Here is a 17,430-nt window from a genome sequence, read left to right on the forward strand (position 1 = left end):
GTTTATTACAGTCTTTTAGAACCGATAATTCATTAGAACCGCTTCTTTTCATTACAAAATCAGAATAAGAGAAACCGGATTATATTGGTAAGTCCTTAAACAATCCAGTTTTCTGATATAAATGATTATTACCGGTCTTCAGTGTGTGGTCTTGTAGTGGAGTATAGGCTGGTGTAATAGGATATATTGCAGCCGGGATTGGGGATAAAGATTTTTTTTTCATGTTTGTGTTTTTAGTTTTTTATAAAAATAATGAATAATCAATTATACAATTAGGCAAGTTTACAATCAGGGCAATCAGAAGAAAATATCATAAAATAGATATTATATTAATGAGAATTTTCTATTGATTTTTTTGCGCTTTTTATAATGTTTTAAATAAATATGAGCGTAAAACTGCATTAATTTGTTAATAACCATTATTTTTGCAAATATACGATATTAAAAAAAACACACAATGAGTCAAAAAAATCTGACTAATAAGACCTCAGCTGAGGGTAGAGAAATATGCCCCGTTCAAAGGTTTTTAAAATCCATTTCAGGGAAATTGAAACCGGAAATACTGAGTCTGGCAATCAAGTCAACGTTACGTTTTAGCAGTTTGCTTCGTGAAATAGAAGGATCTAATAAACAATCATTATCTGTCGCATTGAGAGAACTGGAAGAAATGAATTTATTGGAGAGGGTGGTCATCAGGCAGAAACCTTTACACGTAGAATATAATCTTACTAAAAAAGGAAAAGCATTAATCCCCATTTTTCAACAGTTGGAAGGTTTGGTATAAAAACGAAAAATTATTTGCCCTCAGGTAGAGCTGATCGTAAATCAAAAAGCCGGCTCTGAGTGAACCGGCTTACTATTTATTTACATGAAGAATTCAAAGGGTTGTTAAGATAATCTTTCCCTTGTGGCGGCTGTACAAAATAAGGTGTTCCATACGTATTTCCCGGGCGGAAAAAGTCGGTGGAAATTACCTGGGCACCGCTGCTGGATGCTGCCTTAGATCGTGTAAAATCATTGGTCTTAGCTTCGTAGGTTTCAATATCTGATCTGGTTCTGACCATAAAACCCTGCTTTACCAGATTCTGTATCTCTTTCTGTCTTACAATAGCATTATCCCGTAGGATAAATCCTGCGAAAGAATCATCAGGCTCACTGTTCAGGAACATGACTCTTTCTTTTAATGAACCGTCTATGAGGTAAGGGTTATTTTTTGAAGATAAAGTTCCCGCACTTCCGGGAAGCAGCATAAAAATGAATTTTCCCTTACTGTCATTCAGCTTAGGCCAGTTATTGTGGGTTACAGCTTCCCTGAGTGTAGAGTATTTACCCTGAACTTCTTTTGGAGTGATGATCTTGTCCTTTCCAAGGTATTTTACAATTTCTCCATCCAGATCATCGTAGGCTTTTTTATCAAAAGGAAGGACTTTTGTACTGTTTTCAAGAATCGGGAAACCTGAATCTTTGGCTTCGATCATCATAAAAACCGGAGTATGATCAGGATGTTGATCAGACCATGTTTTAAGAGCGGTAAGCGCATCTTTCAAAGTCGGATAATGAGTTCTGAAATCAATATCTGCCATATGCAATACTTTAAAACCAGGCTGATCCATCCCTGCTGTATTAAAAGAAGCCAGATCTGTTACTCCTTTTGCCTTTAATGTTTCATACGTGGCAGGATGGCTGAATCTGCCACCTTCCGGATCATAATAGACATCTATTTCCAGGCCTCTAAGATTGGCGTTGAGCTGTTCCGAGAAGTCAGGATGATTATAATTCAGTCCTTCTTTCAAGTCCATTCCATAGGGGTGATACTCTTTAAATTTAGCTTTTTGCTCTTCAGACATCATACTGCTGTATTTCTGCATCATTCCGTTGATGATAGGAGTTACCAGATCCAGCACTTTAGGATCTGCCGGCTGGGCGTATGAATTATGAGTTCCTACAATCTGCAGTTGATTGATTCTTATATTCTGGCATTTATCCTGTGCCTGCAGCAGTGCTGTCATACAAAATGCAGCTCCATACATATACTTTTTCATATGAATTAAAAAAACTTTTGATTAAAAATTAAAATTGAATCCCAGCTGCCCTCGTATTCCTGAGTAAGAAATATTTTCTACACGGTCTTTTGTACCCATATAATAGCGGTTGGGTTCATTGAAAATATTGTTCAGTTCAATAAACAGGCGGACCTTCTTTGTAAGACTGTAAGAAGTGGAAAGGTCTACCGTAAAGTTTTTATCAAAATACTGATAATGATCTGCACCTGCAGCTGCTCTGATTTCACTTACATAATTTCCTTTATAATTTCCAGCCAGACGGATCATCAGCTTACTGGTTTCATAGAACAGAATGGTATTGAAAATATGCTTGGCCTGATTTGGGATTGTGGTAGACATTGTTCCGGTCTGTTTGCCGTTTTCGTACACTGGCATATTCATTTTGGAAGAGATGTAGGTGTAATTCCCTTCAAAACCAATATTTTTCAAAAATCCGGGTAGGTTTTCAAAACGTTTGGATATTCCGAATTCAAAACCAAACAGTTTGGCTCCTTCCAGGTTTTTGGGAGCTGTAAAAGTATAAGTTCTTCCTGCGAGATCTACCACAGACTGGTCTTTGTAAATAAGATTGGTAATATCTTTATAGAATACTCCGGCTGTTATTAGATCCAGTTTTCCGAAGTAGTTCTCAAACATAAGATCAAAGTTATTTGAAAATGTAGGATCCAGTTTGGTATTTCCCTGAGTGATGGTGTTGGTAATATCATTGACAATGGTTCCTGGGTTCAGGTCATTAAAATCCGGTCTTGCAAAAGAACGGGTGTAGGCCAGTCTCAGAATCCTGTTGCTGCTGATATTCCACTTCATATTCACCATAGGAAGTACTACATTATAGGTTTTATTGTCTTTAATGTCTTCCGTTTTATTGTCTTTATCAGAGATTACTTTTTTGCCCCAGAAGGTAACGTCATTATATTCATTCCTGAAACCTCCCAATACCTGAAGCTGGTCTGAAATCTTCAAGGTTCCCATCAGATATGCGGCCCATACATTTTCGGTACCTCTGTAGGAACTTGTAATATTCGAATTGCTGTCTTTACCGCTCACCTGCATCAGTCCCAGGCTGTTTTGTGTGGCAGGATTGTACATCTGGTCGATCTGCGCATTGGTAATCTGATCAATGATTACTGCATTGTAAGGATTACCCAATGGATTCATAAAACCTCCTTTGTATGGGAAACCTTCACGCTCAAGCTGGCTTAAATAGGTTACCGGAGATCCCGGAATTCCCAATGATGATTTGGGCATCCAAACCAATACGGAGCTGTCAACTATTTTATTCTTGTTGTTGTATTTTGTTCCGAATTTAATCTCAAAATTATCTGCTGCTTTATATTTGATATCAACCTGTCCTCTAAGATCCGTTTCACTGTTATGATTCTGGCTTAGGATAATCTGATTCAATTTAAGTTTATCTGCAGCTATTGCCTGCTGATTATAAGGAAGGGTATATCTTCCTGTATCACCAATACCGTCCGGAGCATCCATCGCCATATATTTTCTTCCGTCAGCAGACAGATTTCCATAGGTCATAGCTTGTGTGAAATTGATGATAGGGTAGCCTCTTTGATCTTTTTCAAGATTATCCGGCGAATCGAACTTAAACTCAGAACGCGCTTTGGATAAAGACCAATCCACCTGCATACGCTGTCCCACTTGATGATTACCTCCAAGCTGAATAGAATAAAGATCCGTAAGATAATCTGCATAACGAGCCTGAAGAAGGACATTTTTACTGTCAAAATTAAAATAGGTTTCCCTTACGGACTGACCATCTTTGTACTGGCTGTATAATGCTTTTGCATATAATTTATTCCTGCTGTCTATCTCATAATCCAAGCCTAAATTGAATCCCAGCGTTCTCCGGTTCGCCAGATAATCACGAAGCTGAAGCTGATTGATGGAATAAGAGGCTGTTTTATCTTTCAGTCCATAGTTGTAAATATTCCTCATCTGATCAATAGCTGTAGAGCGCTCCCAGATCACTGCTGAGGTAATGAATTTCAGCTTATCAGTAATTTTATTTCCATAGACAATAGACGTGTTGTAACTGGGGGATTTTGACATGTTGACATATCCGGAAGCCATACTTACAGCCAAAGTTTCCTTATTGGGTGAGGTTTTCGTGATAAAATCCACATTTCCTCCAATGGCATCTCCGTCAAGATCCGGAGTCAGGGCTTTGGACAAACGGACATTCTGAATAAGTTCCGATGGGAAGATATCCATCTGAATTCCACGGTTGGCATTGTCACCACTGGCACTCGGCATTCTGTTGCCATTCAGAGTGGAAGCAGTCCATTGTATAGGCGTTCCTCGTACCGCTACAAAACGTCCTTCACCCATATCCCTTTCAATAGATACTCCCTGCATACGCTGTACGGCATCTGCAGCATTACGATCCGGTAGTTTCCCGATGGCATCGGCAGACAGTACTTCCGTAATCGTGTTGGAGTTTTTCTTCATGGTAATTGCTCTGGCCTGTGATGCTTTATACACACTGGTAACCACAACTTCCTGAAGGTTGTTTTCTTTAAACTTAGCTCCGAATTTAATCAAGCCAAGGTCTACTTCCTTTTTATCTGTAATGGTGAAAGGAATATAAACATTATCATATCCTTTATATTCCACAACAAGCTTATAACTGCCGTCATAAACATTATTAAGAACAAAAGAACCGTCGGTATCAGAAGTTATCTTCTGTCCGCTGTTTTCAATATAAACCAAAGCATTGGGAAGGTTTCCCTGACTGTCTACTACGGTTCCGTGAACAGTGGTTTGTGCAAAGGCCAAAGGCCCAAGAAGAAAAAATGCTGCTTTTGTTAAAAAAAGTCTTTCTCGTGACATCCTTATAAAGTTTGGTGCAAAGATGTCAGTTCCCTCAAAAGTTTTGGTTCATTTAAATTTTATGCAACTTTTTCTGTTGAGTTCGAGGTGAACTGTGTTGTAAATCAATAAGTTGCTAATATTAAATAATTGTAACTAATGAACAAGCTGAGAAGGAAGACAATCGAATTCCTTTTTAAAATATTTATAAAAAGTAGATTTGGATTTAAAACCACATTGAAATGCGAGATCCGTAACACTGGCTGAAGGATCTTCTGATAGAATCTGTTTAAAATGTTGTATACGGCTTCTGTTGGTATATTCGTGAAAATTGGAATGCAGATGTTTATTAAAAGTGATGCTTAAATCTGCCTTGTTTATTTTCAGTTGACCCGAGAGTTGGTCTAAGGTAAATTCCTCATCCAAATATACATGGCTCTCCTGATAGAAAGAAATAATAGCACTTTGCACAGAGTCAAAATCTATTTTTGACAGATCTTTATACTGATAGGTTTCTTTGGGAGCAGAAGAATGTGATATATTTTGCTGTTCCTGCAGTTTGTGCTGGTACGTTAAAATATAAACGTACAAAATCCACCCGAATTGAAAGAGAAACAGAAGGCTGTAGATCTTCTGATAAATCAAAGTATCCCATCCCAGTTGGTAGACCGTCCAGAACATCAATACTCCCAACAATACGTAACCAACCAGATAACGGAAATTGCCGGCTACAGGATGGGTAATATTTTTGCGGTATCTTGTCAGTAAATAAATACATAAAACAAGGCAGGCGATCCAATAATAACTGTAATATACAAAGTAGGATTTATAAGATGTGATGGCCAGATCTGCCCAGGAAAGGTCAAGCATCTTTGCAGAAAGTGCAATGGCATGATGAATAACAACCAATGTTAGCGGAACAATCAGGTATTTAAGCTTGTCTCTCCATTTTGCATGAATTAAATGGGTAGTAATATAAAGAAAAATGAGCCCTTTAAAAACACGAAGGCTTCCCGGAATTTCATACAAAACAGATTCATAACCGAATTTTTGAATGATGAAATATTCATATCCCATATCCAATGTGACCACTCCGATATACAATAGCAGCATATTCAGTACAGATTCTCTGTTTTTGATAAGAGATATAAGCAGAGTAAGGGTGATAAGTGCCTGTAGTACAACTACCATAATGATATATAACATGATAACTGATATTTTGCCAAAATTATAGATAATATGGGCATGGCATCTTTAACAAATTATTAAATATCAACTTATAAAAACAGACAATAATTAAGATATAGATCCTGACAGGTATTTTTTCCGGTTTTGTATATTGAGCGGATATTGTTATTTTAGCTAGTAAGCATAATTCGGATGTCAAAAAAGAAAATTTATTCTTACAGATTCAATGTCCGTTTTAATATAACCCATCACTGATACCATATTATTCATGAAAAAACAATTTCAAAACTGGACTCTCTTTTTTATTGCAGGAATCATTGCAATTATTGGCGGGTTGATTGGTTCTATTATTTTAATGACAGGAGTATCTGCTGCTGATGGATTATTCGGAATGTATATTCTGTTCAGCCTGCTTCCCATATTGCTTGTGATTATTATAGACCGGCTTCTCGTATGGAAATTCGGAAATAAAAACGTCAATAAAGTTCAGTTTTCAATACTGCTGTTGATCATACTCTTATGGCTTGTAAGATTTGTGGTGAATCTGATTATATAAATTACTCCTATGAAAAAATTGTTGCTATTCTGTATTATCACGATCTCTGCTGTGTACTCTGCGCAGCCTTTTACCCTGAAATCTACAGGAGAAGCGAAAGAGTTCAGCCTCACACTTTATTACGGAGCGCAAGGCAAAGGAGCTTTTGTGCAGTATTCAGGGAAGAAAGAAATCATTCCTTTACAAGTAAAAAGCTTTAAAGTTGATACTGACGGGAGAAGTGACGGACAGCCGGATATCGAGTATTACGTCTGGAATGAGATGGTTGGAGGGAAAATAAATGGAGTATACAAGTTTGAAATCATGCAACATCAGGCTTCAAACATTAGCTATACAAGAGGAAAGGATAACAGAAAGTTTACGCTGGAAATGGTTGAAGATGAAAAAAAGTACGACGGAAGTGGCAAATATCTTCTGCATGGGGCTTTACTTTCGTTTAATCATTTTTATAATAATAACCTCACCATTACTTATTCTGACAGGAAAAAGACGGCTATAGAACTTCCGGCTCCTGATAAACCTTCTTTTGTCAGACAGAGCATTATAGAGGATTATAACTTTGATGGCTATGATGATATCGCATTCTCTGTTCCTGATGAAGGAATGGGTGTTTACAGGATGTTTGATATTTATCTGTACAATCCTGGAAGCAAACGTTTTGAAAAACTTAAAGAGCCGGATTATTCCCGTTCAAGCTGCTCCTGCCTTTGTGATGTGACTATAGAAAAAGATAAGAAGCTTTTAAAAACAGGATGCAGAGGCGGAGCAAGATGGCATCAGGATGTCTACCGCTTCGTTAAAAACGGGATCTTAGAATGGATTGCCACAAAAGAACAGACGGAAGAATAATGTTTTTGTTCAACGTTTGAAAACACCTTTAAAATCTATATTTTTATAAAACCTTTACGCTATAACTCCTCATTTACAGTGATAAAGCCTCCGTTTTTTTACGGTATTTTTAATAATGTCTTTTGTGTTTCAATTTTAGGTCTGATATTTGTACTGGGTAGCCAAACTAAATGGCCGATTTATTTATGAAAAACATATCTGTGAAAAAATCCTTTCTTTATGCATGTTTGTGCGCAGTTTTTCTTGTTTCCTGTAAAAAAGAAATAGACAAAATAAGCGATACTTTTAAAGATACCGTGTCTGCTTCGGAGACCCCGGAGGTAGAAAAGGATTCTATAAAGAAAGATTCTGTTCCTGTAGTAAAGAAAGAATCTGTTCCACCTGTAATGCAGGAAAATGGTTTTTATAATGCTTTTGTTCTTCCAAAGGATAAAAAAATGCGTGACTCTATCTATGCTGAATACAGTAAGAAATACAGTGTAGAAGAACGTACAGCTATTTTAGCTTTAAACAGACTGGACTCTAAAAGTAAATGGAATGCCGATACACTGGTAGTTCCAGCGAAAATAGATACAACATTAATGGCGTATTCACCATTTCCAATGCAGTTAGATGTATTAAGCGGAGTGAAAAAGTTCGTTATTTTCTCTTATCCTATACAGGCTTTTGCGGTATATTCCAATGGAAGTCTTGTGAAATGGGGACCTACAAGTATGGGGAAAAAAGCTGCACAGACAACAAGAGGGCTTACTTTTGCGAACTGGAAAAAGAAGCTGGCAATTTCCACAGTGAGCACAGAATGGAAGCTTCCCTATAATTTCAATATTCACAATATAGGAGGAATCGGATGGCATGAATATACGCTTCCGGGATATCCTGCCTCACACTCATGTCTTCGATTGCTGAGGAAAGATGCCCAATGGCTGTATTCCTATGCAGATACCTGGATACTGAATCCTGGAGGTGCTACAACTAAGGCCAAAGGTACAGCAGTAATGGTATTCGGAGATTATAAATGGGGTGGAAGAAAACCATGGAGAAAGCTTTTAGAAGATCCTAATGCCAACAATATATCCGTTGAAGAACTTACCAAGCTCCTTGAACCGGAGGTTCCGAAAATGCTGAAAGAACAAAGCAACAGAGAAAAAGTAGCGGATTCTATCAAAACGGCAAAAGCAATGGCCACACCTATTCAGAACGAAAAGCCTGAAGAATCCCCGTCTAATTAATTTTCTTTTCAAACTGCAGAGTAGATTCTTCAGCAAACCTTCTCAGCTTAAGCATTTCATCTTTACCTTTATGCTGCCCGAATCTTGCAGCGATATAAGTAAGAAGAATAAAAAATAACATGATAAAAGAAGCGCTCAGTGCCCAAGGGTATTCAGCGCTTTTTATTTGCTTCTCTACGTAATACATAGTGAAGAAAGTCATCCAGAGAATAGAAAAAGTAAAATACAGGAACATGAAGAATGTCCACACCGCAGAGCTGGGACCAAATACTCCGCGTATTGCCGTATGCTCATCTTCCATTTCTACCCTTAGTGCAAGGCAGGGTTTCCAGTAGCTGTCATATTTTGTTTTTATCCAGATGGTAGCAACTTCTCTATTGATATTACCTGAAAACTCATCTTTATGCTCTTCCATATACTTTTTCAGATTTTCAGCGTACTCTTCCTTGGTGAGATGAGTAAACATTTTAAATCTTGGCCGGGTTCTTATTCTGTCTAAGGTGCTTTCTTCAGTATTCATATTTTTATTCTTGATATGGAATGGGATCTTCAAGCATGAAGCGCAATATCAGTTCTTTATTTTTTCTTTGGATAACCATGGTAATATTTCTTCCTTCATTAGATTTCATAAGCTCTACAATTGTTTCCAAGGTCATATTTGAAGTTCTGGATCCGTTTATACTAATAATCTTATCTTCTTTTTGTAGACCTGCCTTATAAGCTGGAGAGTCTTTTCTCACCCCAGCAATAGAAAAGATAGGTTTTAAACTGAACTTATATTGAAAGGAATCATTGTAGATAACATTTACTACGGATACTGCCTTTTCTGTTTCAATTTTTACCCTGTCTTGTTCCCATTCAAGCCCTTCTTGCTTAAAATCTAATCCACTCATATTAAAATGAAAAGGATCATCAAAATATCTGTTTTTTCTCAAATATAGTTTTTGGTTGGGATAATCAAAAACAACTGTGAACCGCCGCATAATTTCTCCACCTATGGAACCTTTTCTATTTTCAACTAAATTAACGTGCTGGATAGAAAACTCATCTGGCATAGCGGTAAGAGGTTTTTCAAATTTAAACTTTCCAAGATAAAAATTATGAATACGGCTTCTTTTACCATAAATATCTCCATTGAAACCACGGCCCAGAAAATCATCAATATTAGGCCTGTTGTAGACGAAATTTTTAATAAGAGTGGGGAAGAGCCAGATCGCATCACTGTTTCCAAGGTCAATCAAAAGTTTAGAATCTTTCTTTTCATTTGTCATTTCCACACCAGCATACAGATAAGGTTTGTCTTTTTCAATCGTGATTGGAAACTCTTCAAATCTTTTGGTTTTCTTGTTTAAAAGATCAGCATTTTCATAAACCGTTATTTTCTTTGAGGCATAATCAATGTAAATAGGATGATCTTTAAAAAAATGATATCCAATAACTCCATTCACAGGAATTCCTACGTGAGGTGAAATATTAAATTCCTCATCAATAATGATGTAGAGAGACATGGAAGTATTGACAATTTCATTTCCTATTTTACCCAAATTACGTTCAGATTTTAAGCCATCAATACTTAAGTTTCCTCCTAGACCTGAAAATTTAACTTTTTCAACATTACTTAGTTTCAGTTCTTTATTTTCCAGACTGAAAAGAATAGTCTCCGAAACTCCCGTATCCAGCAAAAAGGTAAGTTCCGCACCGTTGACATTGATAGGAATAAAGATAAGATTGTTGATAAACTGAAAAGGAATGACCGCTTTTTTTGTATTAATCAACTCAAAAGAGTTCTGGGCATTTATAAAAATGCTTAGAAATAATCCCAGTAAAAGCAATTTAAATTTCATTTACTGAATTTACTGAAATTATCTATATGATAATAAAAAAACATTCCAAAAGCAGGAATGTTTGTGTAAACTACAATGAAGTAGTGTTTTTTGTTGAATTTATTTCAAATTGGGTCTTGATTATTTGGAGAAGAATTCCATCAGATCCATATAATTCTTCTGATTAACACCATGTCCGCTCATATATTCTCTGAAAGTGAAATAACAGCTGAGATCATACAGAAGGTCAGCCGCTTTTCGTCCCCATTCAAGTGGAATCACAGCATCATCGGAGCCATGTGAAATGAAAAAACGAAGCTTTTCCAGTTTCTTTTTATCTTTTACAATACCATCCAGAATTTTATCTTCAGGATAACTGCTTAGACAGGCAACATAATTGAATAATTCAGGGTGTTTTAAAGCCAAAGCATAGCACAAAATTCCTCCCTGGCTGAAACCGCACAGATGAGTTTTGCTTTCTGTAAGTCCATAATGGTTGATGATCTTAAGCATGCTTTCCAATACGGCATTTAAAGATTCCTTTGCCTGAGGAACATCAATAAAATTTTCGGGATCGTTGAAATTAATATCATACCAGGAATATCCTTCAAATTGAGTATCATGTGGAGCTCTGAAACTTACAATGATCCAGTCATTGGGAAGTGTTTCCCTGAAGCTGAAAAGATCTTGCTCATTACTGCCGTAGCCATGAAGCATAAAAAGAATAGGGGTATTGGAGGTAATATTTTCCGGCTCTCTTACTAGATAATCTAAATTCATAGAGCAAAGATAATTAAATTACATTCAGAATCTTAACTTTTGTTATTCATACAATGAACTTTGACAGGATGATGCTTTATGTGTAAGGATTGTTTCTTTGAAGTGTATTTTTGGGCTTTAGGGACAGATTTTTATTTTTGTTGATTTGATATTATTTAGAAATTTTTGTTGGAAAATTTTCATAAAAGTTATTTTTATATTAATAAAAAACTTATATTTGAAACATTAAAAAATCTATTTGGAGAAATGAAGCAATTTTACAATTCAAAAAGTTTACTTAGACTTTCTTTTTTATTCGTTTTATTATTTTCTGTAATTACCATTGTTAATTCTTGTAAAAAAGATGACGATGAAGAATTTAAGGATCATGTGGTTCAGTTTGAAGTGAAGACCACTACAGGAGGAAACATTATAAGTGTTGTAACACAGGTGGGCACGGCTCAGAACACTATATACAATACTCCGCAGTCACCGGTAATTTCACCATGGACAAGTGGGGAATTCTTTGTGAACTCCAGCCAGGCACAGTTGAATCTTGATGCTAACGCGTCAATGCCGGATGATAATTCTGAGTTAACGATCAATCTTTATATAGATGGAGAAGTTGCAAGAACTGTTAAGAAAAAAGGAAAAGGAGTATTAGTTGCTTCTATCGATTACAGTTTCCTAGAACCATAAAATAGTACAATATTTATATACAAAAGACCGCTCTTAGAGCGGTCTTTTATTTTTCAATCAATTGTTGCTGTACTGCAAGATTGATCAATTCTGTTGAGTTCTTTGCATGGAATTTCTGAAGCAGATTCTTACGGTGGGTGTCTACAGTAAGCGGACTTAAGAAAAGCTCTTCGGCAATCATATTACTTGTTTTCCCCTGCGCTACCATCTGAAGGATTTGTTTTTCTCTTTTGGTAAGCCGCGGCATTGGAAGATCATGCTGAGATGGACGGCTGATGATCTGTTTTGTCTCATTGCAGAAAACAATGTCTCCGGAAAGAGCCCCTTTGATGCATATTACAAGTTCATCAATAGAAGTATTCTTGAGAAGATAACCACTTGCTCCGTTTTGTATAGACTGCATGATGATACTCCGCTCAGAACGGTTACTGAACATAATCACTGAGGTATTCGGGGATATTTTCTTTATTTCTCTGCAGAGTTCCGTGCCGTTGCTATCAGGTAGCGTAATATCAAGGAGAATAATATCTACCATTTCTGATTGGATAAAATTGATGGTTTCTGCACCAGTCGTAAAACTTCCTGCTACGTTAAAAACGGGCTGGCTGTTTAGCATCATTCTAAGACCTTCAATGACAATAGGATGGTCGTCTGCGATGATGATATTTATTTTCTCATTCTCCATGGATGTTGAGTTCTATATTAATGGTAGTTCCCTGATTATCAGAATGTATTTCCATTGTTCCTTTCAGGTAATTGACCCTGTTTTTCAGGTTACGAAGTCCCATACTTTTGGTGGTGTTTTCTATATTTTTATCAAAACCTTTTCCGTTGTCTTCAATCGTGATCATAAAATTTTCGCCGGATTGTGAGCATTGAAGTAAGATGCTGCTGGCTTCTGCATGTTTTATGGCATTGGCCAATAATTCCTGTACAATCCTGTAAATATTAAGCTGAATATTTAAAGGCAGTTTTTTACTAATATCTATAGCCTGAAAATCAATTTCGAGGTTTTTTCTGCTGTAAAATTCACACAAATCATGTATGGCTGTTTCCAAACCAAAATTAAGCAATGATTCAGGCATTAAATTTCTGGCTACATGCCGGAGCTCACTCACGGAGTTGTCCAGCTGGCCTAAGATTTTATAAAATTCCTGATCCTTTTCAGGGTGAAGATGAGTGGAAGACCATGTAGAAAAATTGATTTTAACCCCCGCAAGCATTCCGCCCAAACCATCATGAAGATCTCTTGCAATACGCTCTCTTTCTCTTTCTTCCCCATCAAGAATAGCTTTGGTAAGGGATAATTCTTCCTTTTGTTTAATGTCTTCTATTTTCTGCTTGTTTATTTTTTTATTTTTTCTGAAAATGATAAAAAGAAAGCCCAGAAGGCTTAGTGCCAGCAATAAAACAAGACCCATTCCCCATAAATAAGAGTTCTTCTTACTTACCTCAAGATCCTTTTGATTTTTTTCAGCATTTAAATTCGCTATTTTTCTTTCCTTTTCAGCGGTATTGAACTTGGATTCAAGTTTGTTGATTTCAAGCTTTACATTCTCGGTGTTCAGACTGTCGTTTAATTTAGAATATTTCTGTTCCCATAGAAGTGCTTCTTTGGTATTTCCTGTTTCCTCATTGAGTAAAGAAAGTTGCTTATAAAAAGTTTTTCTGTTGTTAAGATCAATAGCTAAGGACTTTTCCGTTAAAACATCCTCTAAAGTAATCTTAGCTTCCTTATATCTTTTAAGTTTCTTTAAAATATCATACTTGTTGAAATAAAACATCTGAGCCAGAAGATTCTGATTGAATTTTTTTGCATAAAAAATCCCTTTTTCTATCACCGGGAGTGCTTCTTCATTTTTTTGCCGGGTAATATAGAAAAGTGTTTTACTGTAATAATAGAATGCATTGGATGAAGACTCCGGATAAGGGCGGATGAGTTGTTCTGCTTTATATAAGAACTTTTCAGCTTCATCTCCATTGGCCTGATAGCAGAAATTGTTGGCAGAGTTGAGGTACGTGAAAAATAATTCAGCAGACTGCGGATATTGTTTCTCAAGAATTTTCAATGCTTTATTATTGTAATCTTCTGCCTTTTTAAACTGTGCATTATAAGTAAGGATTACCGCAAGCTGAGTGTATAAGAAACCTAAATTCCTGCTGTTTTCATATTTTTTTACCAGCGGAATACTTTTTTCAAGAATAATCTTGACCAGCGGAATGTATCCTTCTTTATCTTTTTGGGTTACCCCATAGCTGTACCAGGCCAGTGCCTGAAAAAAATCGGATTCTTCACTTTTAAATTTAGATAAAGATTTGATAGCCTGCTGATAAGAAATACCCGCTTTCCTTTTGTTCCTTTCCATGTTATACTGCCCCTCGTAATAATAATATTTTGCTGAAAAGTAAGGGTTGCTTCGAGCCAGTATTTTTCCATTTGCAAGATATTTTTTACTCAAAACAGAATCACTGTTTCTATAATAATTTGATAAAAGGAAAGAAGCCGTTGCTTTTGAAGTATCGGGAAAATTTCCCCTTGCAATGCTTTGTAAGCTGTCTATATAAGATTTCTCATTAAGTGGAATGATTTGCTGGGATTGCAATGTAAAAAATAAGAATAGGCTTAATAGGGCAAGTAATCTCTTCATTATGGATCAATTCTGAAAAATATTTTTTTAAACGCTCAATTTAATTAAAAATTTTAGCATAAAAAATACCTGAATTTAGGTAGAAAAAATTACTGATTTTTCAGGATTGATAGACATAAGTGATGCTCATAGCTTTGCAATCAAATCATGAATCATAGAATATTTAATATAGTAACTAAAATTTAAACAAAAAGATTATGAAAAAAATGAGAATGAATCAGCTGTTAAGAGGCGCATTTGTTGCAGTAATAGCAGTAATGCTTATTGGATTTACAGCTTCATGCAGTAATGATGATGATGACAACAATGTGAATGGAGCAGGGAAAAGTCATAAAGTGGTTTTTAAAGCAATCGCTTCATCAGGAAGTAATATTGATGTAGCGGTGTACGGAATTGACGGTAACCCTACTACAGCATCAAGTCTTAGCGGATCAACATGGAGCAGCCCTGAAGTAACATCAGAATCAGGAGCATACAGTGCCAATGTTGCAGTAAACGCTATCGGGCTAGACGGTTCTGCTACCTTGAAGGTTCAGATCTGGGTAGACGGAGAACTGAAGAAAGAAGGAACTTCCAGCGGACAGTATTTATCAGCTTCTGCAAGCTATACATTTTAATATCAAATTTTTAGGACATAAAACAGGCGCTGAGATGAATCTCAGCGCCTGTTTTTATTTTTATATGGTATTTAAGATTAGCCTACCTTAACAATAAAGTAGCTTTTCTTACCTTTTTGGAGCAATAGGAATTTACCGTCAATAAGATCAGCTTCATTGGCTGTAAAAGTGTCATTCACTTTTTGCTTGTTGACAGAGATCGCATTTCCTTTAATTTCTCTTTGAGCTTCACTTTTAGATTTTAGGAATCCTGATTTTTCAGAAAGAAGATCGATAATATTCACTCCTAAAACATCAGTTTTTGCAATTTCTTTCTGAGGAACTCCATCAAAAACTTCAAGGAATATTTCCTCATCAAGGCTTACCAGATCTTCAGCTGTGGAACGCCCGAAAAGAATTTCAGAAGCTTTCAGTGCTTTTTCATATTCTTCTCTTCCATGTACCCAAACAGTAACCTCTTCAGCCAGTCTCTTTTGTAGTTTTCTTTCGTGTGCCGCTGTTTTATGTTCTTCAATTAAAGCTTCAATTTCTTCTTTTCCTAAGAAAGTATAGAACTTGATGAATCTTTCAGCATCATCATCAGTAGCATTCAGCCAGAACTGGTAGAATTTGTAAGGAGACGTTTTCTTTTTATCCAGCCAATAGTTTTCTCCACTTTCAGACTTCCCGAATTTAGAACCATCCGCTTTAGTAATCAAAGGAACTGTTAATGCAAACGCTTCACCCTGAGCTTTTCTACGGATCAATTCTGTTCCTGTAGTGATATTTCCCCACTGGTCAGAACCTCCCATCTGTAGCTTTACATTGTTGTTTTGGTATAGGTGAAGGAAATCATATCCCTGAATTAGCTGGTACGTAAATTCTGTAAAACTCATTCCGTCAACACCTGCATCTCCTGAAAGTCTTTTCTTTACAGAATCTTTAGCCATCATATAGTTGACTGTGATGTTTTTTCCTACATTTTTAGCAAAATCAAGGAAAGAAATATTCTTCATCCAGTCATAGTTGTTCACCAATTCAGCTTTATTGGGTCCATTTCCATCAAAATTTAAGAATTTTGAAAGCTGGTTCTTTAAACAATCAACGTAGTGTAAAAGAGTTTCTTCATCCAGAAGATTTCTTTCGGCCGATTTCCCGGAAGGGTCACCAATCATACCTGTAGCGCCTCCTACCAAAGCAATCGGTTTGTGGCCATGCTGCTGGAAGTGAGCTAAAATTTTTATCTGGATAAGACTTCCGATATGTAAAGAATCGGCAGTAGGATCAAAACCAATATATGCAGTAGTTACCTCTTTATTCAGTTGTTCATCGGTTCCTGGCATCATATCGGCAAACAGACCACGCCATTTCAGTTCTTCTATAAAGGAATTCATTGATTGTTAACTTTAAAATTTTAAGAAGCAAAGATAGTAAATTCAGAAGGAAGAGAAAAAAGGAGAAACAGCAAATAAGCAAATTGATAAAAACCTGAAAATGCTTTGGTGGTAACTTTGGAAGCAAAGGTAGATTCACTGTTTTCCCTTTTGCAATTATGCCCCAAATACGCTATATTTGTTATTAATGAACGACGAACAGCTATTCCTGCTCATACAAAAGGCCAAGGATAAAGACCAGAAGGCCCAGACTAAACTCATCAATGTTTTTTGGGTGGATGTTTTCTCTTTTGTAATGAAAAAGGTAAGGGATGAAAACGATGCTGATGAAATTACCGTAAATGTTTTTTCAAAAGTATTGTCGAAACTGGATATGTTTGATCCTCATTTTCAGTTTAAAACCTGGATATTGACCATTGCCCAGAATACCGTTATCGATTTCTGGAGAAAAAAGAACCGTGAGAATGAAGATGCTGTTGAAAATCTTGATGAGGTTAAAAACCAATATGCAAAATCTCCGGAAGAACTTCTGATTTCTGAAGAAGAACAGAAGAAAATCATCAAAACCATAGAATCCCTGGATGCCAACTATCAGGATATTATCAAGTTGAGGTTTTTTGAAGAAAAAAGCATCAAAGAAATTGCTGAAGAGCTGGGGATTTCCGTTGCCAATACCAAAGTACGGGTAATGCGTGCTAAAAAAGTCTTAGCTGAGCTCTTGAAGAATAATGAGTTTGATGATAATTAAGTTCAATAATACTATTCAATAGAAGCGGGCTTTAGCCCGTTTACTGAAAAAA

16 protein-coding genes are annotated in these 17,430 nt (G+C 36.3%); 7 read left to right on the forward strand and 9 right to left on the reverse strand.

Going from position 1 to position 17,430, the window contains the following annotated elements; translation table 11 throughout:
- Nucleotides 1-457: 457 nt before the first annotated feature.
- Complete coding sequence (locus tag KYG33_RS20600; protein ID WP_139348498.1) at nucleotides 458-784, forward strand: winged helix-turn-helix transcriptional regulator; 327 nt, start codon at nucleotides 458-460, stop codon at nucleotides 782-784.
- A 76-nt stretch (nucleotides 785-860) separates the two neighbouring features.
- On the opposite strand, the gene KYG33_RS20605 is transcribed toward KYG33_RS20600, so the two are convergent.
- The 3 genes from KYG33_RS20605 to KYG33_RS20615 all read right to left on the reverse strand — a co-directional run bounded on the left by KYG33_RS20605 (nucleotide 861) and on the right by KYG33_RS20615 (nucleotide 6,095).
- Nucleotides 861-2,042, reverse strand: coding sequence for a phosphatidylinositol-specific phospholipase C domain-containing protein (locus KYG33_RS20605; RefSeq protein WP_219072330.1), 1,182 nt, complete (start codon nucleotides 2,040-2,042; stop codon nucleotides 861-863).
- Nucleotides 2,043-2,063: 21 nt separating this feature from the next.
- Entirely contained in the window at nucleotides 2,064-4,910 is a 2,847-nt protein-coding gene (locus tag KYG33_RS20610; protein ID WP_219072331.1) for a TonB-dependent receptor, read from the reverse strand.
- Between the two features lie 135 nt (nucleotides 4,911-5,045).
- Nucleotides 5,046-6,095 carry an AraC family transcriptional regulator gene (locus tag KYG33_RS20615; protein ID WP_077415651.1) on the reverse strand — a complete coding sequence of 350 codons (1,050 nt, stop codon included), beginning with the start codon at nucleotides 6,093-6,095 and terminating at the stop codon, nucleotides 5,046-5,048.
- 250 nt (nucleotides 6,096-6,345) lie between these two features.
- Here KYG33_RS20615 and KYG33_RS20620 point away from each other — a divergent pair, with 250 nt between their 5' ends.
- From KYG33_RS20620 to KYG33_RS20630, 3 genes are all read left to right on the forward strand, one after another.
- On the forward strand, nucleotides 6,346-6,633 hold the full coding sequence (locus KYG33_RS20620; RefSeq protein WP_077415649.1) for a hypothetical protein: 288 nt from the start codon (nucleotides 6,346-6,348) through the stop codon (nucleotides 6,631-6,633).
- A gap of 9 nt (nucleotides 6,634-6,642) precedes the next feature.
- Nucleotides 6,643-7,482 (forward strand): XAC2610-related protein, encoded by an 840-nt coding sequence (locus tag KYG33_RS20625; RefSeq protein ID WP_219072332.1) that lies wholly within the window; start codon nucleotides 6,643-6,645, stop codon nucleotides 7,480-7,482.
- A 185-nt stretch (nucleotides 7,483-7,667) separates the two neighbouring features.
- Nucleotides 7,668-8,711, forward strand: a complete 1,044-nt coding sequence (locus tag KYG33_RS20630; RefSeq protein ID WP_175627221.1) for a L,D-transpeptidase — start codon at nucleotides 7,668-7,670, stop codon at nucleotides 8,709-8,711.
- On the opposite strand, the gene KYG33_RS20635 is transcribed toward KYG33_RS20630, so the two are convergent.
- The 3 genes from KYG33_RS20635 to KYG33_RS20645 all read right to left on the reverse strand — a co-directional run bounded on the left by KYG33_RS20635 (nucleotide 8,704) and on the right by KYG33_RS20645 (nucleotide 11,314).
- Nucleotides 8,704-9,231, reverse strand: coding sequence for a hypothetical protein (locus KYG33_RS20635; RefSeq protein ID WP_077415645.1), 528 nt, complete (start codon nucleotides 9,229-9,231; stop codon nucleotides 8,704-8,706). The two genes, KYG33_RS20630 and KYG33_RS20635, sit on opposite strands and share 8 nt — an antisense overlap.
- 4 nt (nucleotides 9,232-9,235) lie before the next feature.
- Nucleotides 9,236-10,555, reverse strand: coding sequence for a PDZ domain-containing protein (locus KYG33_RS20640; protein WP_180565321.1), 1,320 nt, complete (start codon nucleotides 10,553-10,555; stop codon nucleotides 9,236-9,238).
- Between the two features lie 120 nt (nucleotides 10,556-10,675).
- Entirely contained in the window at nucleotides 10,676-11,314 is a 639-nt protein-coding gene (locus tag KYG33_RS20645; protein ID WP_077415641.1) for an alpha/beta hydrolase, read from the reverse strand.
- Nucleotides 11,315-11,560: 246 nt separating this feature from the next.
- On the opposite strand from KYG33_RS20645, the gene KYG33_RS20650 reads away from it, so the two are divergent.
- Nucleotides 11,561-11,992, forward strand: coding sequence for a hypothetical protein (locus KYG33_RS20650; RefSeq protein ID WP_228408737.1), 432 nt, complete (start codon nucleotides 11,561-11,563; stop codon nucleotides 11,990-11,992).
- A 46-nt stretch (nucleotides 11,993-12,038) separates the two neighbouring features.
- Here the strand turns inward: KYG33_RS20650 and KYG33_RS20655 are convergent, their stop codons facing one another.
- On the reverse strand, nucleotides 12,039-12,677 hold the full coding sequence (locus KYG33_RS20655; protein WP_077415637.1) for a response regulator transcription factor: 639 nt from the start codon (nucleotides 12,675-12,677) through the stop codon (nucleotides 12,039-12,041).
- Nucleotides 12,667-14,640, reverse strand: coding sequence for a sensor histidine kinase (locus KYG33_RS20660; RefSeq protein ID WP_219072333.1), 1,974 nt, complete (start codon nucleotides 14,638-14,640; stop codon nucleotides 12,667-12,669). The genes KYG33_RS20655 and KYG33_RS20660 overlap by 11 nt, the downstream gene beginning before the upstream one ends.
- Before the next feature lie 197 nt (nucleotides 14,641-14,837).
- Between KYG33_RS20660 and KYG33_RS20665 the strand changes: the two genes are divergently transcribed.
- A complete protein-coding gene (locus KYG33_RS20665) occupies nucleotides 14,838-15,257 on the forward strand; it encodes a hypothetical protein (RefSeq protein ID WP_180565323.1) in 420 nt (139 codons plus the stop codon).
- A gap of 77 nt (nucleotides 15,258-15,334) precedes the next feature.
- Here the strand turns inward: KYG33_RS20665 and tyrS are convergent, their stop codons facing one another.
- Nucleotides 15,335-16,630: a tyrosine--tRNA ligase gene (tyrS, locus tag KYG33_RS20670; protein ID WP_077415631.1), complete on the reverse strand. Its 1,296-nt coding sequence runs from the start codon at nucleotides 16,628-16,630 to the stop codon at nucleotides 15,335-15,337.
- 187 nt (nucleotides 16,631-16,817) lie between these two features.
- Between tyrS and KYG33_RS20675 the strand changes: the two genes are divergently transcribed.
- The gene (locus tag KYG33_RS20675) at nucleotides 16,818-17,378 is read left to right on the forward strand and encodes an RNA polymerase sigma factor (RefSeq protein WP_047420407.1); all 561 of its coding nucleotides are present in this window, start codon (nucleotides 16,818-16,820) and stop codon (nucleotides 17,376-17,378) included.
- The last annotated feature ends 52 nt before the right edge of the window (nucleotides 17,379-17,430 follow it).

Source organism: Chryseobacterium sp. D764, assembly GCF_019317325.1.
Lineage (GTDB): Bacteria > Bacteroidota > Bacteroidia > Flavobacteriales > Weeksellaceae > Chryseobacterium.